Origin of the sequence: Micromonospora sp. NPDC049679, assembly GCF_040659735.1 — a bacterium.
Taxonomy (GTDB): domain Bacteria; phylum Actinomycetota; class Actinomycetes; order Mycobacteriales; family Micromonosporaceae; genus Micromonospora_I.
Genome location: NZ_JBFANZ010000007.1, coordinates 27005 through 45970 on the forward strand (window position 1 = coordinate 27005; position 18966 = coordinate 45970).

At 70.9% G+C, this 18966-nt stretch carries 17 protein-coding genes and 1 pseudogene; 7 read left to right on the plus strand and 11 right to left on the minus strand.

The genetic code is table 11. The features are described 5' to 3' along the window. Positions 1-134 precede the first annotated feature (134 nt). From AB0J06_RS06825 to AB0J06_RS06860, 8 genes are all read right to left on the minus strand, one after another. Complete coding sequence (locus AB0J06_RS06825; RefSeq protein WP_357425451.1) at positions 135-1763, minus strand: glycosyl hydrolase; 1629 nt, start codon at positions 1761-1763, stop codon at positions 135-137. Between the two features lie 162 nt (positions 1764-1925). After that, the gene (locus AB0J06_RS06830; RefSeq protein ID WP_357425453.1) at positions 1926-2741 is read right to left on the minus strand and encodes an alpha/beta hydrolase; all 816 of its coding nucleotides are present in this window, start codon (positions 2739-2741) and stop codon (positions 1926-1928) included. Positions 2742-2796: 55 nt separating this feature from the next. Beyond that, complete coding sequence (locus tag AB0J06_RS06835) at positions 2797-3156, minus strand: hypothetical protein (RefSeq protein WP_357425455.1); 360 nt, start codon at positions 3154-3156, stop codon at positions 2797-2799. 142 nt (positions 3157-3298) lie between these two features. Beyond that, positions 3299-4474 carry a hypothetical protein gene (locus AB0J06_RS06840; RefSeq protein ID WP_357425457.1) on the minus strand — a complete coding sequence of 392 codons (1176 nt, stop codon included), beginning with the start codon at positions 4472-4474 and terminating at the stop codon, positions 3299-3301. Then, positions 4471-4989, minus strand: coding sequence for a SigE family RNA polymerase sigma factor (locus tag AB0J06_RS06845; RefSeq protein ID WP_357425459.1), 519 nt, complete (start codon positions 4987-4989; stop codon positions 4471-4473). Before AB0J06_RS06845 ends, AB0J06_RS06840 begins: the two co-directional genes overlap by 4 nt. A gap of 36 nt (positions 4990-5025) precedes the next feature. Continuing rightward, on the minus strand, positions 5026-6816 hold the full coding sequence (locus tag AB0J06_RS06850; protein WP_357425461.1) for a 3-hydroxybutyryl-CoA dehydrogenase: 1791 nt from the start codon (positions 6814-6816) through the stop codon (positions 5026-5028). Positions 6817-6944: 128 nt separating this feature from the next. Continuing rightward, entirely contained in the window at positions 6945-8003 is a 1059-nt protein-coding gene (locus tag AB0J06_RS06855) for an alpha/beta hydrolase (protein ID WP_357425463.1), read from the minus strand. 113 nt (positions 8004-8116) lie between these two features. Continuing rightward, positions 8117-8635 (minus strand): FHA domain-containing protein, encoded by a 519-nt coding sequence (locus AB0J06_RS06860; RefSeq protein ID WP_357425465.1) that lies wholly within the window; start codon positions 8633-8635, stop codon positions 8117-8119. Between the two features lie 284 nt (positions 8636-8919). On the opposite strand from AB0J06_RS06860, the gene AB0J06_RS06865 reads away from it, so the two are divergent. Next, entirely contained in the window at positions 8920-10422 is a 1503-nt protein-coding gene (locus AB0J06_RS06865; RefSeq protein WP_357425467.1) for an aldehyde dehydrogenase family protein, read from the plus strand. Positions 10423-10474: 52 nt separating this feature from the next. Here the strand turns inward: AB0J06_RS06865 and nucS are convergent, their stop codons facing one another. Next, on the minus strand, positions 10475-11134 hold the full coding sequence (gene nucS, locus AB0J06_RS06870) for an endonuclease NucS (protein ID WP_357425469.1): 660 nt from the start codon (positions 11132-11134) through the stop codon (positions 10475-10477). 71 nt (positions 11135-11205) lie between these two features. Here nucS and AB0J06_RS06875 point away from each other — a divergent pair, with 71 nt between their 5' ends. Then, entirely contained in the window at positions 11206-11823 is a 618-nt protein-coding gene (locus tag AB0J06_RS06875; protein WP_357425471.1) for a DUF4126 domain-containing protein, read from the plus strand. A 244-nt stretch (positions 11824-12067) separates the two neighbouring features. Beyond that, a pseudogene (locus tag AB0J06_RS06880) lies at positions 12068-12634 on the plus strand (polysaccharide deacetylase family protein); the annotation flags it as partial. Positions 12635-12873: 239 nt separating this feature from the next. Here the strand turns inward: AB0J06_RS06880 and AB0J06_RS06885 are convergent. Further along, positions 12874-14886: a protein meaA gene (locus AB0J06_RS06885; RefSeq protein WP_357425474.1), complete on the minus strand. Its 2013-nt coding sequence runs from the start codon at positions 14884-14886 to the stop codon at positions 12874-12876. Between the two features lie 95 nt (positions 14887-14981). On the opposite strand from AB0J06_RS06885, the gene AB0J06_RS06890 reads away from it, so the two are divergent. From AB0J06_RS06890 to AB0J06_RS06900, 3 genes are all read left to right on the plus strand, one after another. Beyond that, positions 14982-15830, plus strand: coding sequence for an ABC transporter ATP-binding protein (locus tag AB0J06_RS06890; RefSeq protein WP_357425476.1), 849 nt, complete (start codon positions 14982-14984; stop codon positions 15828-15830). Continuing rightward, on the plus strand, positions 15827-16624 hold the full coding sequence (locus tag AB0J06_RS06895; RefSeq protein ID WP_357425478.1) for an ABC transporter permease: 798 nt from the start codon (positions 15827-15829) through the stop codon (positions 16622-16624). The genes AB0J06_RS06890 and AB0J06_RS06895 overlap by 4 nt, the downstream gene beginning before the upstream one ends. A 116-nt stretch (positions 16625-16740) precedes the next feature. Next, entirely contained in the window at positions 16741-17538 is a 798-nt protein-coding gene (locus AB0J06_RS06900; protein ID WP_357425480.1) for an alpha/beta hydrolase-fold protein, read from the plus strand. A gap of 81 nt (positions 17539-17619) precedes the next feature. Here the strand turns inward: AB0J06_RS06900 and AB0J06_RS06905 are convergent, their stop codons facing one another. Further along, positions 17620-18468: a 3-hydroxyacyl-CoA dehydrogenase family protein gene (locus AB0J06_RS06905; protein ID WP_357425482.1), complete on the minus strand. Its 849-nt coding sequence runs from the start codon at positions 18466-18468 to the stop codon at positions 17620-17622. A 128-nt stretch (positions 18469-18596) separates the two neighbouring features. Between AB0J06_RS06905 and AB0J06_RS06910 the strand changes: the two genes are divergently transcribed. Then, the gene (locus tag AB0J06_RS06910) at positions 18597-18947 is read left to right on the plus strand and encodes a hypothetical protein (RefSeq protein WP_357425484.1); all 351 of its coding nucleotides are present in this window, start codon (positions 18597-18599) and stop codon (positions 18945-18947) included. Positions 18948-18966: the final 19 nt, after the last annotated feature.

The following is an 18966-nucleotide window of genomic DNA, read 5'->3' on the forward strand; positions in this document are numbered from 1 at the left end:
GCGTAGCGTGCTCCCCATCCGTATGGTCGCGTAATCCGCCGATCGGCCGGTGCGACTATCTCAAAGATGACAATGAACAGAATTCGTGACTATGCGCATCCCCGGACGGAACGGGCGGTAACCGTACATGGATGTTATTTGATTTTGATCAGCCCCGGGAGACTGAGCGGCTGGCGGAAGTAGGGATCCTTGCTCGCCTTGACGAATCCGGCGAGCGCCGGCGCGCTGTGGCCGAGGGTCATGTTGCAGGTCCCCGTGGTGGTGGTCGACCCGGCGGAGTTGAAGTAGACGACCGCCTTGATCTTCGGATGGGCCTTCACCGCGGCCGGGAACTCTTCGAACCACCGCTGCTTGGCCAACGGATCGGCGGGATCGAAATTCGTCCCGAACTCGGCGAGCATCCGCGGCTTCCCGGCGCCGATCCCGTTTTCGTCCAGCCACCGGTAGAACGAACCCACCGTCGCGGACGGACTCTTCCAGGACTTGCTGCCGTTGCACGCGTAGAAGTTGTACGGGTCGTAACCGACCCAGTCCACGTACCGGTCGCCCGGATAGAGGCCGGCATAGCGGCCGTAATGCCCGGACCAGCCCATCATCGTCCACACCCACACCGCGTTGTCGGCGCCGGCCTTGGCGAACCGGTCGTGGACGTGACGCCAGGCCTTGACGAAGTCCGCGTCGCTCCCCTTCGCCGGCTCGTCCTCGGGTTCATGGTCAAAGCCCATGAAGACCGGGACCCCGGTCGCCCGGATGCGCTTGGCGACCTCGTCGATCGTCGAGTCGTACCGCCCGCTGTAGACGTCCGCCCACGTCAACGTCTTGCCCGACGAGAAGATCCGGGACTCCCAGGCGAAGAACATCAGGCGCCCCTGGGCCATCTGCGCCTTTTCGTAGACGTCCGGGAAGGCTCCGTTACTGCCCGCATTGGAGAAGTCGTGGTAGCGGTGCACGACGTCGAACTTGCGGCCGATCTGCGCCTCGATGTCGGCGACCGCGGCACCGTGATTCCACGCCTTCGCGGCGCTTGTCGGTGAGTACATGCCCCACCACGCACCACAGGACGGCACGAGCTTGGCCGAGATCGTGCCACAGTCGGCCCGCGGAGTCGGGGTCGCGCTGGGCGTCGGCTTGGTGACCGTCGGCGAGGGCGTCGGCGGAGTGGACGGGCGCACGGTGGGCGACGGCTTCACCGCCGTCGCCGACGGCGTGGGATTCGGCTTCACCTTGTAGGTCAGCACGAGGCGGGGGCGGATCGACCTGTCACGATTCTCGGTCGATGCCCAGTAGACACGGTTGTTGTCGCGCTCCTGCAGCAGCGAGATGGTGTAGGTGCCGTTCCCCTTGATCAGAGCGGACACGTCCCACTCGTTGAAGCCCTGCACCACCCGGTTGATCGAGGCCAACGCCGGGCCCGGCTGTTGCCGTCCCGGCCGCGCGGCACGCGCGTCATTCGACGAACGGTGTGCGGTGATCTTCGCGGCACGGTTCTCCCAGGCGTGCAATCGCAGCCGGACCCGTACGTCGACCGCGTTGCGCGGCACGGACGTCACGGCGAACTGGATCAGCGCGTCCCGACCACCCCGGACGTTGCGCTCGCACAGGGTCGGGCACGTCGCCAAGGTGGACTTGCGGCCGTTGTCGCCATCCTGAACGACCGAGGTCGCGGTGGTGTCGGCGACCGCGGAGATCCCGTCATCGGCGGCGAGCAGCGGCAGCGCGCCGGCGAGCATCCCCGTCACGACACCAGCCCCGAGCAGGCCCATCAGGACCCTCCGACGACGACCGCCGCGCGACGCGACGGCATGCAACCTGTGCCTGCTCAAGACAGCCCCCCTGCCAACGTGAGCGTTCTGTCGCAGACAGTATCGGCAGTCCCGTCACCAAGTTGACCAATAGCGAAGATCTAAGAGGCCCTTAACCGCGGGCTAAGACTCCGACGCGGCGCGCTGCTCCGGCCCCGTCACCGGCACCTCGGCGAAGGCCGCCACCGTGCGATCCGCGTACGCGCTCGCGTCGCCGAACTCCATCGGGCCATCCCAGTTGGCCGGCAACGGGACGGCGGTGCCCGGCGCCACCCGGCGCACCACCTCGTCGAGGACCGTCTCCGCGTCGCCCACCCACAGGTGCTTGGCCCCGGGAACCCCGACCACCTCGGCCTGCGGGATCGTCGCGAAGCGGTCACGCGCCTCCGCCGGGCGCAGATAGTCGTCGAACTCCGGCACCAGCGCGGTCAGCGGCTTCCCGGACCCTGCCCAGACCGCCAGATCCTCCTCAGCGGAGAACCGCAGCGGCGGGGAGAGCAGGATCACGCCGGTCACCGCCGGGTCACACCCGTACTTGAGCGCCAGGTCCGTCCCGAAGGACCACCCCAGCAACCACAGGGCGGGCAACTCGGCGAATTCCGCATACTCGATGGCGGCGGCCACGTCGAACCGCTCGCCCACCGCGCCGTCGAACGTGCCCTCGCTGGTCCCCCGCACGCTGCTCGTGCCCCGGGTGTTGAAGCGCAGCACGGCGAGGTCCGCCAGGGCCGGCAGTCGCCACGCTGCCTTGCGCAGCACGTGGCTGTCCATCATCCCGCCGTGCGTCGGGAGCGGGTGCAGGCAGATCAGGGTCGCGACCGGATCGCGGTCGGCCGGCAGCGCCAGCTCGCCGACGAGGGTCAGGCCGTCGGCGGTCTGCAGCTCGATGTCCTGCCGCCGGGCGGGCAGGACGGAGGCGGCGCGGATCGGAGTGCTCACAGCTCCAGTCTTTCTCCGGTCGGACGACCGGCTTACGGCGGGTCGGGGGGGTCGGTCAGCCGTAGCGCGGCGCGTTGCGGGAGCGCTCGACGACCGGCGTGCGTCGGTCGCGCGCCCGCCAGCAGCCGCTGTGCCAGTGCCGCCGGTCGGTCAGGTCGCCCCGCCCATCGGCGGGCCAGGCGACCAGATGCGGGACGCCGGGGCGGATCTCCTGGTTGCAGCCGGGACAACGGTAGGTCTTCGTGGCCGCCGGGCCGGCGATCCCGCGCACCATCCAGTCGCCGTCGCTCCACGCCTGCACGCCCTGGACGCCCTGGCGCACCCGGTCCTCGTCCAGCTCCGAGCCGTCGCGCGGCCCGGACGCCGGCCGTCCGGAGTGCGTCGGCCGGGAGGGGCGGTTGCGACGCGGACTCATGATTACCAAGAGTACGGGGCGCCGTCATGATCCGCCCCAGGGCGCGACCGCGCGCCGCCCTCCTCGCGATCTTGCAGTTTCGTGGGCGATCAGTGATGACTCGTCGCTTTTGCGCGGCACCACAACCGCAAGACCGGCGGGGTCACCGCAGCGGGTCCGTGGGCCAACTGGACGGGTCCGTCGGATCGCCCGCCCGACGCAGTCCCGCGCGCACCTGCCCCACCTCCGCGTGGCCGTACGCCCCCGTGACGGTGACGTCGACCCGGTGCCCCTCCAGGCCGTAGGTGAGCGCCGGATCCGCGCTCGGGTCCAACGCGGGCAACGTCCCGCTCGGCAACACCGTCGGCTCGGTGGTCGGGCTCGCCGCCGGCACCGGATCCGAGCCGATCGTGATGCCGACAGCCGCGCCGTCACGCCCGACGGTCAGCGTCGCGGTGGTCAACGCCCGTCCGTTCGCCCACCGCCACGCCGACTGACAGCCGAGGAGGCGGGCCTGCGGCGGCAGCGCGGTGACCCGCACCGGCGCGCTGCACCGCGTGGCCTGGTCCAGCCGGACCGACTCCGCCAGCGCGACGAGTTCGTCCGTGCTCACTCCGGTGCTGGTGACGCGCATCTCCAGCCCGTCCACCGGATTCCACCGCAGCACCCGCTGGACGTAACCCCGCTCGCTCCACTCCTGCGCCGTGCCCGACCGCGCGCCGATCCGCACCTGCCGTTCGCCGGTCAGCTCGGCCCCCGGACTTATCCCTGCGTACGCCACCTCCGGCACCCTGCCCTGGGCGAGCTCGATGGCGACGAAGCTCTGCCGGGTCGCGCCAGGTTCCCCGGCAACGGCGTCGGCGATTCCTACCTCCCGCCTCGGACCCGCCCCGGGCGACGACTCGGGTAACGACAGATAGAGCAGCATCGACTCGACTCCGCCGAGGCTGCCCCAGGTAGCGGCCGATACCGGCCACGGCGCCTCGACGACGGCGAAGCGCAGGATCCGCGGGTCAACCCCGACAAGATCGGCGCGGTCGGCCGCGGCCGGTGCTTCCGGTGCTGCCGCCAGTGCCGGAAGGACGCCGTGATCGGCGGGGAGTCCGCCACCCGGCCCCGACTGCCGCCCCCCCGGCCACACGGTCTGCGGCGCCGCGGCAAGCACCGCGACAATCGTCCCGGCCAGACCCGCTGCCACGACGGCGACGCCCAGCCGGCCGTGGCGTTGCCGCATCCGGCCACGCGTCAGCGCCCCCCGCAGCAGAGTGTCCGCGTCCACCTCATGGTCGGCCCGTCCGCGCAGCGCGACCGTCAGCCGGTTCTCTACCTCGTAGCTCATCCTCGGCCCCTTTCGTGCAGCACGGGCTCGGGGACGGGCCAGCCGGCGTGACCGACCCGGTCCCGGAGCGTGGAGAGCGCCCGCATCGCGTGCGTGCGGACGGTGACCGGCGAGCAGCCGAGAATGGTGGCGATCGCGGTGTCGTCGAGGTCCTCGTAGAAGCGCAGCACCAGGACCGCCCGCTGCCGCTCCGGTAGGGCCGAGATCAACCGCCACATCGCGTCACGGTCGGCCGCGTCCGCGCCCGGGTCCCCCGGGAGGGCCCTGTCGTCCACGGCGGGCAGGGACAGCTCGCGGTTGACCCGCCGCCGCCACCACGAGTTGCGCGCGTTGACGAGCATCCGGCGCAGGTAGAGGTCAGGGTGGTCGGCACGGCAGATCCGGGCCCACCGCGGGTAGGCCCGGGCCAGCACGTCCTGGGTGAGGTCCTCAGCCCGGTGGTCGTCCCCGGTCAGCAGCCGAGCCAGCCGCACGAGCGCAGGCCCCCGGGCGATGACGTACTCCTCGAAGGTCACACCCTTCAGACGCCACCGCCCGGTCCTGCTGTTGACTCAGCGGTTCGTGTAATCCCGGAAGCCGCGCCGGGTCTTGCGGCCGAGGTAGCCGGCGGTGACCAGGTGCTCCAGCAACGGCGCCGGCGCGAAGCCCGGCTCGCGCAGCTCCAGGTAGAGCTCGCGCTGGATGGCGAGCGACACGTCCAGCCCCACCACGTCGAGCAGTTCGAACGGGCCCATCGGGTAACCGCAGCCGAGCTTCATCGCATAGTCGATGTCGTCGGAGGTGGAGTAGCTCGCCTCGAGCATCTTCACCGCGTCGTTCAGGTACGGGAAGAGCAGCGCGTTCACGATGAACCCGGAGCGGTCGGCGCAGACCACGCCGGTCTTGCCGAGCGCGGCGCAGACGGCGCGCGCCGTCGCGGCGGTCTCGGGCGACGTCCGGATCGTCCGGACCACCTCGACCAGCGGCATGATCGGCGCCGGGTTGAAGAAGTGCAGACCGACCACGTCGGCGGGACGCTGCGTCGCCATCGCGACCTCGACGACCGGCAGGCTCGACGTGGTGGTGGCCAGCACGACGCCGGGCTTGCAGATCTCGTCGAGGCTGGCGAAGAGCGCCTTCTTCACGCTCAGCTCCTCGACCACCGCCTCCACGACGAGGTCGACGTCGGCGAGGTGGTCGAGCGTCGGCGACCAGGTGATCCGGCCGAGCGCGGCGTCCCGGTCGGCCTCGCTCAGCTTGCCGCGCACGACGCCCTTGTTGAGCGAGGTCTTGACCGCCTCGAAGACCTTGGCGGACTTCTCCGCGCCGCGGGTCACCGAGACGACCTCGTAGCCGGCCTTGGCGAAGACCTCGATGATGCCGGTGGCCATCGTGCCGGAGCCGACCACACCGACCTTCGCGATGGCGCGTGCGCCGTCGGCGAGCGCTGCGTCCGCGGCGAGCGGCGTCTGCTCGTCGGGTACGACCACGGGCGAGCCCGGCTTCTCGTACGTGTAGAAGCCGCGCCCGGACTTCCGGCCGAGCAGGCCGGCGGTGACCATCTGCTTCAACAGCGGCACCGGGGCGTGCCGTCGGTCCCGCCCGCCCCGGCGGTACATCGTGTCCAGGATCTCGTAGGCGGTGTCCAGCCCGATCAGGTCCATCAGCGCCAGCGGGCCCATCGGCAGGCCGCAGCCGAGCTTCATCGCCGCGTCGATGTCCTCGCGGGTCGCGTAGTGCGACTCGTACATCGAGACGGCGTGGTTGAGGTAGCCGAAGAGCAGGGCGTTGGCGATGAATCCGGCGCGGTCGTTGATGGTCACGTCGACCTTGCCGAGCCGCGTGCAGAGCGCCTCGACGTCGGCGACCACGTCGGGGGCGGTGACCACGGTGCGGATCACCTCGACCAGTTTCATCACCGGCGCCGGGTTGAAGAAGTGGATGCCGATGACCTGGTTGGGCCGGTGGGTGGCGACCGAGATCTCGGTGACGCTCAGCGAGGAGGTGTTGGTGGCGAGGATCGTCTCCGGCTTACAGATCCGGTCCAGCTCGGCGAAGATCCGCTGCTTGAGGTCGAGGTGCTCGGGCACCGCCTCGATGACCAGGTCGACGTCGTGCAGCGCGTCGAGCCCGACGGCGAAGGTGACCCGGGACAGCAGGTCGTCGCGGTCCTCGGCGCTCAGCTTGCCCTTGGCGACCGCCCGGTCGGTCGAGCCGGTCAGGGTGATCCGCCCGCGCTCCAGCGCGCCCTCGCTGATCTCGACCGCCACCACCGCGATGCCGTTGCGGGCGAACACCTCCACGATGCCGGCACCCATGGTGCCCAACCCGACCACACCAATGGTGTTGAACTCGCGCGCCACGACACCCCTCCGCTCGTCACCGGCCGGGGGCGAAGCGCCGTCCGACCGGCGGCCGCGTTAACGACCGCTAAGGTTATGCGCGCGAGTCTGCCACGTAGCGTGGCGATGTCGAGATGGCGTGGGGAATTTCACCGCACCGGCAGAGACTCCAACAGGGCGCTCGCGAACTCCGCCGGACGCTCCACGTGCGGGGAGTGGCCGCAGCCCGCGTACACGATCTCGCGGTAGCTGCCCCCGGCCGCCGCGTACCGCTCCAGCACCGCGCGGGTCTGCCCCAGCATGGGCTGCGGCGGGCACTCGTCCGCGCCCGGCCAGCCGGGAACGACGCCGAGAGAGCCGAGGTACGCCAGGTCGAACAGGGACGTGTCCGAAACGATCGCGTCGGCGTCCCCCCGCACCCATGTGATCGGGGGCTTGGCCGGGACGGCGACCAGTTCGTCGGCGACCCGGAAGTATCCCGGCGCCATCGTGTTGAGCACCCCCTGCTCACCGGGCCCGACGCCGGGCCAACTCTGCGCGGCGGTAGCGGTGCCCGGATAGTTTCCGTCCCCCACCGCGGTGGAGAGCAGGCTGTCCAGCAGCAGCTCCTCGTCCCCGCCGAGGCTCGCCGGATCCGCGACGTACACCGTGCGCAGCACGTTGCGGGGACTGGCCGGTCCGTCGGCGTCGCGGTCACCGGCGGCCATCCGCTTGACGAACTCGGCGTTGGCGGTGCCGCCACCGGTGCCCGCGTGATCGGGACTGGTGGGCGTCCCGTCGACATCGCGGGTGCCGCCGAAGCCGTACGGCGAGACCGGCGCCTCCAGCAACAAAGCGGCGACCCGCTCGGGGCGTTCGGTCAACAGGTGCATCGCCACTCCCCCGCCCATCGAGTGACCGGCGACCAGGGGGCGCACTCCGGCCGCGCCGAAGAGAGCAGGGTCGTCGAGGAGCGCGGCGACATCGTCGGCGAAGTCGCGCAGCCCGCGGGTGGCATCGACCGGGGCGACCTCGGTCGCGCCGTAGCCGCGCAGGTCCGGCGCGACCACGCGCAGCGTCGGTGGCAGGTGGCGGATCAGCGGATACCAGAAGGCGCCCGAGGAGCAGTTGCCATGGATGAGCAGGACGGGAATGCCGTCGAGGGGACCCGCGACGTGGACGTTCTGGGTGATCCCGCGCGCGACGACGCGTACCTGCTGGATGTCCATCGGGTGATGATGCCAGCCGCCGGCGGTAGCCACCAGGTGTCGGCGCACCACACGGCCCGACGCTCCGATGTGGGCGTGCGCCGACGTCAGCGCAGGCCGGGGTCAGGGCGGGGTCAGCGCAGGATGAAGTAGGCCCAGGTCACCCACGCGGCGAGCACCAGGCCACCGACCACGATCAGCAGCCGCCGCGGGCCGCGCCGGGTCGGGATCGCCTCGGTCGGCCCGCCGAGGGCCCCGGAGACCGCACGCGGGACAGCCGCGCCGAGTTGCCGTGGCCCGGGCGCGCGGAACGGGGCGCCGACCGGGTCGGTCAGCGCGCTGGCCGGGTCGTAGAAGCGCAGCTCGACGCTGCCGAGCCGGATGCGGTCACCGTCGCGGAGTTCCTCCGTCCCGTGCACGCGCCCCCCGTTGAGCCAGGTGCCGTTGGTCGAACCGCCATCGGTCAACGTCGCCCGGCCGTCGACGACTTCAAGCACCGCGTGCCGCCGACTCACCTTGAAGTCGTCGATCAGGATGTCCACTCCGGACTCGCGGCCGATGACCCAGCGCGCGTCCGTCAGCCGGAAGTGGGCGCCCTGCAACGGTCCGCTGAGCACCGTCAGCAATGGTTGCAGCGGGGGTTGATCGGACATCGGGCTTCGCATCGCCTTTCGCACAGCAGGGGCGGGTTTCGTACAGGAGGGGCGGGGGCCGCCTCATCTTGACCCAGACGGGCGGGGAGTTCCATCGGGAGGTAACAGAGCCGACCGAATGAATCGGACCCGGAGCCGCCGGTCATCGACCGGGGCGCCCGGGGAGAACACGTCCGTGACCGGACGGTGACCCGGACGCACGGCGAGCGCTACCTAGACCTTACCGGCGAGTAGCTTGCGGGTTTACACTCCCGGAAACCCCACCGTCGTGGAGGAGCAACCCGATGACCGCTGTTCATGCACCCGGCGTGCCGGTGATCGAAGACGGTGAGCTGGTCTCGACCAACCCGGCCACCGGCGCCGAGGCCGGCCGGTTCCCCGTCGCGGACGAGGAGGACGTGCGGCGCAGCGTCGCCCGCGCCGGCGAGGCCGCGCGGTGGTGGGCGGGCCTGGGGCACGCCGGCCGCAAGGAACGGCTGCTGCGCTGGCGGTCGCTGATCGCCAACCGGATGACCGAGATCGCGGAGCTGGTCAACCGCGAGGGCGGCAAGCCGGTCGCCGACGGCATCGTCGAGACCACCGCGGCCATCGAGCACATCGACTGGGCCGCCCGCAACGCGCGACGGGTCCTCGGCCTGCGCCGCGTGCGCTCGAGGCTCGTCCTCGCCGAATTCTCCGCCCACCTGGAATACCAGCCCTACGGCGTGATCGGCGTGATCGGGCCCTGGAACTATCCGGTGGTGACGCCGATCGGCTCGCTGGCGTACGCGCTCGCGGCCGGCAACGCCGTGGTCTTCAAGCCCAGCGAGTACACCCCGGCCGTCGGACAGTGGCTGGCCGACACCTTCGCCGAGGTGGTGCCCGAGCACCCCGTCCTCCAGGTCGTGCACGGGCTCGGTGACGTCGGCGCCGCCCTGTGCCGCTCCGGCGTGGCCAAGGTGGCCTTCACCGGGTCCACCGCCACCGGCAAGAAGGTGATGGCCGCCTGCGCCGAGACCCTGACGCCGGTGCTGATCGAAGCCGGCGGCAAGGACGCCATGATCGTCGACGCGGACGCCAACCTCGACGCGGCCGCGGAGGCGTGCGTGTGGGGTGGGCTGATGAACGCCGGCCAGACCTGCATCGGCATCGAACGGGTCTACGCCGTCGAGCCGGTCTACGACGCGTTCGTCGCGAAGGTCGTGGAGAAGGCCGGTCGGCTCACCGTCGGCGACGGCGAGGACGCCGAGATCGGTCCGATCACGATGCCGAGCCAGATCGAGATCATCCGCCGGCACATCGACGACGCGATCGCGCGGGGCGGACGGGCGGTGCTGGGTGGGCCGGAAGCGGTCCAGCCGCCGTACGTGCACCCCACGATCCTGGTCGACGTCCCCGAGGACTCCGCCGCCGTCCGGGAGGAGACCTTCGGGCCGACGCTCACCATCAGCAGGGTGCGCGACAGCGATGAGGCGGTCGCGCTCGTCAACGCGGTGCCGTACGGGCTGGGCGGTTCGGTCTTCGGCCGGCGGAACGCGATGTCGATCGCGCGGCGGCTGCGCTCCGGCATGGCCGCGGTCAACTCCGTCATCACCTTCGTCGGCATGTCGACGCTCCCCTTCGGCGGGGTCGGCGATTCCGGCTTCGGACGGATCCACGGCGATGACGGGTTGCGCGAGTTCGGCCGGGCGAAGGCGATCACCAAGCGCCGCGGGCCGTCGCTGATGCCGGCGATGACCTTCGAGCGCACGCCGGCACAGGTGGGGCGGATCGCCAAAACCATCAAGATGATCTACGGCCGAGGCTGACCAGGACACGGCCGGTCCGGCTCCGCCTGGCGGGGAGCCGGACCGGCCGGCTCTAAAAGAGCGTGAGCTCGTCGCGTTCGATGCCGCGCAGCTTGTCGTAGTCCACGACGACGCAGCGGATGCCGCGGTCCGTCGCGAGCACCCGCGCCTGCGGCTTGATCTCCTGAGCGGCGAAGACGCCGGCGACCGGCGCGAGCAGCGGATCACGGTTGAGCAGCTCGAGGTAGCGGGTCAGCTGCTCGACACCGTCAATCTCGCCGCGTCGCTTCACCTCGACGGCGACGGTCCCCGCGGCCGCGTCCCGACACAGCAGGTCGACCGGTCCGATCGCGGTCATGTACTCGCGACGAACCAGCGTGAACCCGTCACCGAGCGCCGTCGGGTTGGCCGCGAGCAGCTCCTGGAGGTGCGCCTCCACGCCGTCCTTGCGCAGACCCGGATCCACCCCCAGCTCGTACGAGGTGTCCTGGAAGATCTCCTCCAGGGTGATCCGCAGCTCCTCGCCGGCCTTGTTGACCACCCGCCACACCCCGGGCGCCTCTTCCATCCGACACGGGGGGCTCATCCAGTTGAGCGGCTTGTAGGCCCGGTCGTCGGCGTGGATGGAGACCGATCCGTCCGCCTTGACCATCAGCAGCCGGGTGGCCAGCGGCAGGTGCGCCGAGAGCCGTCCCACGTAGTCCACCGAGCATCTCGCAATAACCAACCGCACCCGACGAGGGTAACTGAGGCGCCGATCAGCTCGGTGGTCGCGGCTGGCGCGCCGGTGAGATGCTGATTGATGTGCTCGAAGCGCTGACTGGATCCGGCCTCGCCGCCTCGGCGGGACTGAACGCCTACATTCCCCTGCTCACCATGGGCCTGCTCGCCCGCTACACCGACCTGATGCAGTTGCCCGCCGGCTGGCAGTGGCTCGGCAACGGGTGGGTGATGGCGATCCTCGCGCTGCTGCTGGCCGTGGAGTTCGTCGCGGACAAGGTGCCGGTGGTCGATCACGTCAACGATGTGGTGCAGACGTTCGTGCGGCCGACGGCGGGCGGTCTCGCGTTCGGCGCGGGGTCGAGTTCGGAGACGGTGACGGTCTCCGATCCCGGCCAGTTCTTCTCCTCCAACCAATGGGTGCCGATCGCGGCCGGGGTGCTCATCGCGCTCGGAGTGCACGGCGTGAAGGCGGCGGCGCGACCGGTGATCAACGCGACGACGGCGGGCTTCGGCGCCCCGGTCGCGAGCACGGCCGAGGACGCGACCAGTGTGATCGTCTCGGTCGCCGCGATCCTGCTGCCGGTGCTGGTGCTGGTGTTCCTGGTCGGTTTCGTGCTCTTCGTGCCGTGGGTCCTGCGCCGTCGACGGGAGCGAAAGCGGGAGCGGCAGGCGGCACGCGCCGCGCGGTTTCGGACCTGAGATTCGGGAGGGATTTCGCGTCTCACCGGAGGGCGGAGAAAGCGCCGTTCGGCCCAGGCTTGAGTGGGATCGTGGCTGCCATCATCGCCCCGTGCGTCTTCGTCGGATTCTGTTGCCACTCGCCGCCATCCTCGCCGTAGCGGTCGCGGGCACCGCCGTAGCCGGCACGGGGATCGCCTGGCGGCGCGCCACCGACCACGCGACCGCCGTCATCACATCGACTGCCACCACGCGCTCGCCGTCGATGGCCCGGCCGCCGACCGTTCTCCCGCCCTCGCCGACGGGCCCGGCGGCGACCGCGCTTCCACCGGACTCCGGGGCCACCCCGCCGCCGGTCCGGACGGTGCCCGGCGCGACCCGGCCCGGCACCCGGCCGCCCGTGGTCGACCACGGACCGCGTACGGGAAACCGCGTCGCCCTGACGTTCGACGCCGACATGACGGACGCGATGTTGTACAACCTGCGCAGCGGGCAGGTGAAGTCCTACGCGAACGTGCGCATCCTCGACCTGCTCGAGCGGGAGCGGATCCCGGCGACGTTCTTCCTCACCGGCAAATGGGTCGAGCGCTACCCGGATCTCACCCAGCGGCTCGCCGCCAACCCCCGCTTCGAGTTGGGCAACCACACCTACGGCCACGAGGCGTTCACGGCCGGCTGCTACAACCTGCCGCGGGTGCCGAGCACCCGGATGACCGGGGACGTGGCGAAGACGTTCAGCGTCGTCGAGCCGTACGGCGGCCGGCAGACCCGCTACTTCCGCTTCCCCGGCCTCTGCCACGACGGCGCGGCGCTGGGCGCGCTCGCACCGCTGGGGCTGACCGTGATCGACGGCGACGTGGTGAGCGGAGATCCGTTCGCGACCGCCTGGCAGCCGATCGTGCAGGCGGTGCTCTCGCAGGTCAAGCCGGGCTCGGTGGTCATCATGCACGTGACCGAGGCGAACGCCGCGATGACGGATGACGCGCTGCCGCACATCCTCGCCGGGCTACGCGAGCGCGGCCTGGTGCCCGCTCCCCTCTCCGAGGTGCTGGCTCCAGCGCCCCCCGTTGATCAGACCGCGAGGCCGTTGGCCGCGCGGACCACGGTGACCAGTTCGTCCATGATGCCGGTCAGCGCGAAGTCCTTCGGCGTGAAGACCCGGGCCACGCCCGCCGCGCGCAACTGCTCCGCGTCGCTGACGGGGATGATGCCGCCGACCACGACCGGCAGATCGGGGCGACCGGCCGCGCGCAACCCGTCGAGGACGGCGGGCACCGCCGCCAGGTGCGACCCGGAGAGCACGGAGAGCCCCACCAGGTCCACGTCCTCCTCCACCGCCGCGGCCACGATCTGCGCCGCGGTGAGCCGGATGCCCTGGTAGATGACCTCGAACCCGGCGTCGCGGGCCCGTACGGCGATCTGCTCGGCGCCGTTGGAGTGCCCGTCCAGCCCGGGCTTGCCGACGAGCAGCCGCAGCCGACCACTGCCGAGCTCCTGTGCGGTCTGCCGCACCCGGTTCCGGACCGCGACCAGCGACGGGTCGCCGCCGCCGCCCGGGTTGCCGCTGAGTCCGGTCGGCGCCCGGTACTCGCCGAAGACCCCGCGCAGCGCCCCCGCCCACTCGCCCGTCGTGACGCCCGCGCGGACACACTCCAATGTGGCCGGCATGAGGTTGACGGTCGGATCGGCGGCGTCCGCGCTCAGCCGCGCCAACGCGGCATCCACCGCCGACGCGTCGCGGGCGGCGCGCCATTGCCGTACGGACGCCACACCAGCGGCCTCGACGGCCGGGTCGACCTGCTCCACGGCCTCCGCTCCGGCGGCGGTCAGCGGCGACGGCTCGGTCTCCACGAAGCGGTTGACTCCGACGACGACGTCGCTGCCGTCCTCCATCCGGCGGCGTCGCTCGGCGAGCGAGGCGACCAGGGCGCTCTTGAGGTAACCGGTCTCGACGGCGGCGACGACACCACCGAGCTCAAGGATCTTCTCCAGCTCGATCCGCGCACCGTCCTTGATGGACGCGACGAGCGCCTCGACGACGTGCGAGCCGTCGAAGAGGTCCGGGTATTCGAGCAGGTCCGACTCGAACGCCAACACCTGCTGCATGCGCAGCGACCACTGCTGGTCCCACGGGCGCGGCAGTCCGAGCGCCTCGTTCCAGGCCGGCAGCTGCACCGCCCGGGCGCGTGCGTTGCGCGACAACGTGACGCCGAGCATCTCCAGCACGATGCGCTGGATGTTGTTCTCCGGCTGCGCCTCGGTCAGGCCCAGCGAGTTGACCTGTACGCCGTAGCGGAAGCGGCGCTGCTTGGCGTCGGTGACGCCGTACCGGTCTCGGGTGATCTCGTCCCAGAGCGCGGCGAACGCGCGCATCTTCGCCATCTCCTCGACGAACCGCACGCCGGCGTTGACGAAGAAGGAGATCCGCTGCACCACGTCGCCGAGCCGCTCCTCGGGGACCTGCCCGGAATCGCGTACGGCGTCGAGGACGGCGACGGCGGTGGCGAGCGCGAACCCGACCTCCTGCACGGGCGTCGCCCCCGCCTCCTGCAGATGGTAGGAGCAGATGTTGACCGGGTTCCACTTCGGCATGTGCACGACGGTGTGCGCGATGACGTCGGCGGTGAGCCGCAGCGACGCGGCCGGCGGGAAGATGTACGTCCCGCGGGACAGGTATTCCTTGACGATGTCGTTCTGCGTGGTGCCGGCGAACATCTCCGGCGCGCCACCCTGCTCCATGCCGACCGCGGCGTAGAGGGCCAGCAGCCACATCGCCGGGGCGTTGATGGTCATCGAGGTGTTCATCTCGGCGAGCGGGATGCCGTCGAAGAGCGCCCGCGCGTCGCCGAGGTGCGCCACCGGCACACCGACCCGCCCCACCTCGCCGGCGGCGAGTTCGTCGTCCGGGTCGTACCCGGTCTGGGTGGGGAGATCGAAGGCGACCGACAGGCCGGTCTGCCCCTTGGCCAGGTTGCGGCGGAAGAGGGCGTTGGTCGCGGCGGCCGACGAGTGGCCGGCGTACGTCCGCATCACCCATGGCCGGTCGCGCTCGGGCAGACGGCTCTGCATCGCCTTCTCGTCCATGTCCGGAGTCTAAGTTACCGTTCAGTCACATGGGTCGGTGAAAAACCACACAGCGGTGCACGGCCCGGTGGCCGCGGCGCGCGATAGTGGACGCCATGACTAACGATCTCGCGATCTCCGTAGGGGGGTTGCGCAAGTCCTACGGCGATCACGCCGCCGTGGACGGCCTCGACCTGGCGGTGCGCCGGGGCGAAGTGTTCGCGCTACTCGGGCCGAACGGCGCCGGCAAGACCACCACGGTGGAGATCCTGGAGGGCTACCGCCAACGGGACGCGGGCGAGGTGAGCGTGCTCGGGGTGGATCCGGCACGCGCCGACCCCGCCTGGCGCAGCCGCGTCGGCATCGTGCTGCAGGGAACGGGTGAATTCGACGAGCTGACCGTACGTGAGGTGGTGCACCACTTCGCCGCCTTCTACCCGGAGCCCGATGACCCGGAGGGCGTCATCGATCGGGTGGGGCTGGCCGGCAAGGCCGACTCCCGCACGCACGCCCTCTCCGGCGGCCAGAAGCGTCGGCTCGACGTGGCGCTGGGCATCGTGGGCCGCCCCGAACTGCTCTTCCTGGACGAACCGACGACCGGCTTCGACCCCGAGGCGCGGCGGGAGTTCTGGGAGTTGATCCGGGGTCTCGCCGCCGCCGGCACCACGATCGTGCTGACCACGCACTATCTGGAGGAGGCCGAGGCGCTCGCCGACCGGGTCGGGGTGATCGCGGGGGGCCGCCTGGTCGCGCTGGACACCCCCGGTCGACTCGGTAACCGGGAGACCGCGCTGGCGACCGTCGCGTGGCGTACCCCGGAAGGGGCGGTGGAGAAGGCCGAGACCGCGACACCGACGTCGTTCGTCGCGGATCTGGCCGCACGCTTCGGCGGCGAGGTGCCCGGCCTCACCGTGAGCCGGCCGACCCTCGAGGACATCTACCTGACGATGATTGGGCAGCGATGAGTACGACACCCGTCTCCCTCGGCCTGCGCCAGGGCGGCCTGGAGATCAAGCAGTTCCTGCGCAGCCGGGAGTCGGTGGTCTTCACCCTCGCCTTCCCGGTAATCATGATCATCATCTTCGCCTCGATCTTCACGTGGGAGCTCGAGGGTGGCGTGAAGTTCACCCAGTACTTCGTCACCGGCATGATCGCGACCGGGCTGATGACCGTCGGCTTCCAGAGCCTCGCCATCCAGATCCCGATCGAGCGCGACCGCGGCGTGCTCAAGCGGCTGCGCGGCACGCCGATGCCGAAGTGGGTGTACTTCGCCGGCAAGGTCGTGATGGTGGCCGTCATCGGCGTCGCCGAGACGCTGCTCCTGCTCGCCGTCGGCACACTCTTCTACGGCCTGAAACTGCCGGAGACGGCCGGCAAGTGGCTGACCTTCGGCTGGGTGTCGGTGCTCGGCATCACCGCCTGCACCCTCTGCGGCATCGCGTTCTCGTCGTTGGCCCGCAGCGGACGCGGCGCCCCGGCCGTGGTCACCCCGGTGGCGCTGGTGCTGCAGTTCATGTCCGGCGTCTTCTTCGTCTTCAACGGCCTGCCGACGTGGATGCAGCAGGTCGCGGCGATCTTCCCGCTGAAGTGGATGTGCCAAGGGCTGCGCGCGGTCTTCCTGCCGGAGTCCTTCGCCGCCCAGGAGCCGGCGGGCTCGTTCGAGCTGGGCCGGGTCGCGCTGGTGCTGGGCGCGTGGTGCGTCATCGGCCTGGTGCTCTGCCTGACCACCTTCCGCTGGACCACCAAGCGCGACGGCTGACCCCCGCGAGATCCGCGTGATCAGGGAGCAATTCATGCGTGTCGCCGGCGTGGCGACGCGGTGCCGCCTGATCACGCGGATCTTGCCAAGCGGACGCGTCTGCCATAGTGAGGCGCGTGAGTGTTTCCCGTCGCGCACTGCTGGCCGGCGCCGCGGCCGGCGCCGGCGTGACGGGGCTCGGCCTGGTCGGCTACCGCGTGGTCCGTCCCCGGCTCGGCGCCGGACCCGCCCCCGTGATCCCCGACGCGCCCCGCGGCGACGAGCGGCTGGAGCAGCGCGACTCCGCCGCGCGCGGGCGGCGGGTCACCTTCTACACCGCGGTCCCCGACGGGTACGGAGACGGCCGCGGTCTGCCGGTCTGCCTCGTGCTGCACGGCGCATCCGCCACCGCCGACGACTTTCCCGGCTTCGGATTCGGCCGGTTCCTCACCGACGCGGTACGGCGGGGCCGCCCACCCTTCGTGCTGGCCGGGGCGACCGGCGACCGGCTGTCGTGGCGCCCGTCCGGCGACGACGACCCGCAGCGGATGGTCCGTGAGGAGATCCCGGCCTGGTGCGCCGAGCGGGGCTTCGACACACGCCGCATCGCCGTGTGGGGCTGGTCGATGGGGGGCTTCGGCGCACTGCTGCTGGCCGAGGCGTTCCCCGGGTTCGTCCGGGCGGTGGCGGCGTTCTCGCCAGCGGTCCGGCCCGGCGACAACGTGTTCGCCGGTGCGGCCCGGCTGCGCGGCACCCCGGTCGGGTTGTGGTGCGGCCGATCGGACGACTTCTACGACGACGTACGGGCGCTCGCCGACGCGCTGCCGGAGCGGCCGGTGGTGTCGGCGTACGACGAGGGCGGGCACGACTTCGGCTACTGGAGCACGGTGACCCCGGCCGCGTTCGACTTCATCGCCCGGGCGCTGGCCGCATGATCGCAACGATCTTGGAGTTATGGCGCGGATTTGTCCGACTTCTGGAGCCATAACTCCAAGATCGTCGTGATCTTGTCGTGGTCAGTAGGAGTAGAAGCCCTGGCCGGTCTTGCGGCCCAGGTCGCCTGCCGTGACCATGCGCTGCAGCAGCTCCGGCGGGAAGAACTTCTCGTCGGCGGTGTCCGTGTAGATGTTCTTCGCGGCGTGCAGCAGCACGTCCACCCCGGTGAGGTCGGTGGTCGCCAGCGGCCCCATGGCGTGACCGAAGCCGAGCTTGCAGGCGATGTCGAGGTCCTCCGGCGAGACGACACCGGACTCGACGAGCTTGACCGCCTCGACGACCAGGGCCGCGATGAGCCGGGTGGTGACGAAGCCGGCGATGTCCCGGTTGACCACGACGCAGGTCTTGCCGATCCCCTCGGCGAAGGCGCGGGCCGTCGCGAGGGCCGCGTCGGACGTCTTGTAACCGCGGACCAGCTCGCAGAGCTTCATCATCGGCACCGGCGAGAAGAAGTGCGTTCCCACCACCGACTCGGGCCGCTGGGTCACGGCCGCGATCTGGGTGACCGGGATGGCGGAGGTGTTCGTCGCCAGCACCGCATCGGCCTTGCAGATCTTGTCCAGCGCCCGGAACACATCCTGCTTGATCTCCAGTCGCTCGAAGACCGCCTCGACCACGATGTCGGCGTCCGCCGCGGCCTCCAGGTCGGTGGTGACCGTGATGCGACCCATCGCCGCGTCGACGTCCCCGGCCCCGATCGCACCCTTGGCCGCGAACTTCTCCAGCGACCTGCGGATGCCGTCCAGCCCCCGTCCCGTCGCCGCGTCGTCCAGGTCGCGCATGGTGACCTGCCAGCCCGCCTGGGCTGCCACCTGCGCGATACCGGAACCCATCAGACCGGCTCCGATGACCGCCAGTCGACCCGCCATCTGTTTCTCCCTAGCCGTGGGGTGTGCAGTTGCCAGCACCCTAACGGTCCGTACTGAACGACCACTCAGCCGGCCATGTCCTGGCCGAGTTGAGCCCCGACAACCCTGCGCGCTGGCACAATGTGCCCATGCCGCTGCAGGACGGCTGGCATCTGGCCGAGCCGCTGATCACTTTCGCCGTCGTCGGCGTGCTCGCGGCCGCACTGTGGTGGATGTTCTGGCCGCAGCCCCGCCCGTCGGCGCGGGTCGGCGCCGACGACGACTTCGGCCTGCTCGAGGTCGCCGCCTACGCCGACCAACTGGTCGTCGCGATCGCGGTGCGTCGTTTCCTCGCCCATGCCGGCATCCGCTCGACGCACGCCACCGACCTCGACGCCCGGATCCGCATCCTCGTCTTCGCGGAGGATCTCCAACGCGCGCGCAACCTCGTCCGGCGGGCCCAGGACGAGCCCGACGGCTTCACCTCGCCCTGGCGGTAGGCCGGCGCCGAAGGGGCCG

What these genes read in the sequence shown, in the direction of transcription:
- AB0J06_RS06825 (WP_357425451.1), bottom strand. Translation starts at nt 1,763, where the DNA reads ATGGGCCTGCTCGGGGCTGGTGTCGTGACGGGGATGCTCGCCGGCGCG.
- AB0J06_RS06835 (WP_357425455.1), bottom strand. Translation starts at nt 3,156, where the DNA reads ATGAGTCCGCGTCGCAACCGCCCCTCCCGGCCGACGCACTCCGGACGG.
- AB0J06_RS06840 (WP_357425457.1), bottom strand. Translation starts at nt 4,474, where the DNA reads ATGAGCTACGAGGTAGAGAACCGGCTGACGGTCGCGCTGCGCGGACGG.
- AB0J06_RS06855 (WP_357425463.1), bottom strand. Translation starts at nt 8,003, where the DNA reads ATGGACATCCAGCAGGTACGCGTCGTCGCGCGCGGGATCACCCAGAAC.
- AB0J06_RS06860 (WP_357425465.1), bottom strand. Translation starts at nt 8,635, where the DNA reads ATGTCCGATCAACCCCCGCTGCAACCATTGCTGACGGTGCTCAGCGGA.
- AB0J06_RS06865 (WP_357425467.1), top strand. Translation starts at nt 8,920, where the DNA reads ATGACCGCTGTTCATGCACCCGGCGTGCCGGTGATCGAAGACGGTGAG.
- AB0J06_RS06885 (WP_357425474.1), bottom strand. Translation starts at nt 14,886, where the DNA reads ATGGACGAGAAGGCGATGCAGAGCCGTCTGCCCGAGCGCGACCGGCCA.
- AB0J06_RS06890 (WP_357425476.1), top strand. Translation starts at nt 14,982, where the DNA reads ATGACTAACGATCTCGCGATCTCCGTAGGGGGGTTGCGCAAGTCCTAC.
- AB0J06_RS06895 (WP_357425478.1), top strand. Translation starts at nt 15,827, where the DNA reads ATGAGTACGACACCCGTCTCCCTCGGCCTGCGCCAGGGCGGCCTGGAG.
- AB0J06_RS06905 (WP_357425482.1), bottom strand. Translation starts at nt 18,468, where the DNA reads ATGGCGGGTCGACTGGCGGTCATCGGAGCCGGTCTGATGGGTTCCGGT.
- AB0J06_RS06910 (WP_357425484.1), top strand. Translation starts at nt 18,597, where the DNA reads ATGCCGCTGCAGGACGGCTGGCATCTGGCCGAGCCGCTGATCACTTTC.